Raw genomic sequence first — 1,823 nt, 5'->3', positions numbered from 1 at the left:
ATTTTCGTAATAATTATTGAGTACTATTTAGTACTATGATATAATTAAGTTATTACATAAGGATTTGAGGGATTCGATGCGTATTAAAAAAAGTATTTCCAAGAATTCTGTCTCCTATTCTGTTATTGAAAATGTACGAGATATCCACGGAAAATCTACGACAAAAGTGGTGGAAGCACTAGGGAATGAACAGGAAATCCTTGAAAGACATCCAGGTGTAGACCCTGAAGAATGGGCGCGAGCTTACGCAAAAAAGCTAACAGAAGAAAAGAAGAAGAAAACTGAATCGGTTCTTATCAAATATAATCCAAATAAAACGATAACCAAAGATACGAGTCGGTCTTTTAACGTCGGGTACCTTTTTTTAAAGTCACTCTTTCACCAATTGAAACTGGATAAAATATGCGAAGGTATTTCGGAAAGGCACCATTTCACTTATGACTTAAAAAAAATTCTCTCCCTCTTAATTTACATGCGAATCCTTCATCCTACATCGAAAAAAGGAACGTTAGAGCGGGCAGACAAATTACTGGAAAAGCACGAGGTCGAACCGCAGCACATGTACCGTGCACTCGATATTTTAGCGGTAGAATCGAACGTCATAGAAAAAGCAGTCTATAAAAATAGTACGGCAATTGTGGAGAGAAAAACAGAACTCCTTTACTATGACTGCACGAACTTTTACTTTGAAATAGAAGAAGAAGATGGCCTAAAACAATATGGGATGTCCAAAGAAAACCGGCCCAATCCAATTGTTCAAATGGGACTCTTTCTGGATGGCAGTGGCCTGCCACTCGCTTTTGTCATCAATCCGGGGAATCAGAATGAACAACCTACATTAAAACCATTAGAGAAGCGAATTTTAAAGGACTTCAAACTTTCTAAGTTTGTCGTTTGTACCGATGCCGGTCTTTCCTCTTATGAAAATCGATTGTATAATTCGATGAATAAGCGTGCTTTTGTGACCACCCAATCCATTAAAAAGTTAAAAAAGCATTTAAAAGAGTGGGCGCTCGATCCAAAAGGCTGGAAGATAGCTGGTCAGGAGCCAAACAATAGAAAGAAGAAAGTGATCAACTTAAATGACCTCGATATGGAAAAAGATAGCCAAGTATATTATAAAGAGCGTTGGATCAAAGAAAACGATCTAGAACAGAAATTAATTGTGACCTTTTCGCCAAAACATAAACGGTATCAATCAAGCATTCGAAAAAGACAAATTGAACGGGCTCAAAAGAAGATGGATCATCCGTCTACAATTGAGAAGAAGCAGGCAAATAGTCCAGACCGTTTTATTCAATCGAAACATATCACCGAAGATGGAGAGATCGCTAATAAAAGCAGCCACTCGCTCAATTCAAACAAGATTAAAGAGGAAGCACAGTTCGATGGATTCTACGGTGTGTGCACAAACTTAGAGAGTACTCCGGAACAAATTGTAAAGATTAATCAACGACGATGGGAGATTGAAGAATCCTTTCGAATTCTAAAAAGTGAGATGCGAACACGACCGGTTTTTCTTCAAAAAGACGAACGAATCAAAGCACATTTCTTGGTCTGTTTTTTATCGTTATTGATTTTTCGATTACTGGAGAAAAAGATTGATGAAAGCGCAACATGTCCTGAAATTATTGAAACACTGAGAAACATGAATGTATTGGAATCAACCAGTGAAGGCTATATTCCAACTTATACTAGATCGGATTTAACAGACACCTTACATGACGTTTTTGGCTTTCGGACCGATACAGAGATCGTAACCATAGAAAAAATGAAAAAAATTTTAAAACAAATAAAGAAACATAAATAGTACTCACTTTTGG

At 37.0% G+C, this 1,823-nt stretch carries 1 protein-coding gene; it reads left to right on the top strand.

Going from position 1 to position 1,823, the window contains the following annotated elements; genetic code table 11:
- Window positions 1-76 precede the first annotated feature (76 nt).
- A complete protein-coding gene (locus tag GHD25_RS19735) occupies window positions 77-1,810 on the top strand; it encodes an IS1634 family transposase (RefSeq protein WP_164220059.1) in 1,734 nt (577 codons plus the stop codon).
- Window positions 1,811-1,823 lie beyond the last annotated feature (13 nt).

It is taken from the genome of Virgibacillus aidingensis (assembly GCF_010994035.1).
Taxonomy (GTDB): domain Bacteria; phylum Bacillota; class Bacilli; order Bacillales; family Amphibacillaceae; genus Virgibacillus_N.
Note: the sequence above shows the minus strand (reverse complement) of the source record. Positions and strands in the feature narration are given on the sequence as shown.

What these genes read in the sequence shown, in the direction of transcription:
- GHD25_RS19735 (WP_164220059.1), top strand. Translation starts at nt 77, where the DNA reads ATGCGTATTAAAAAAAGTATTTCCAAGAATTCTGTCTCCTATTCTGTT.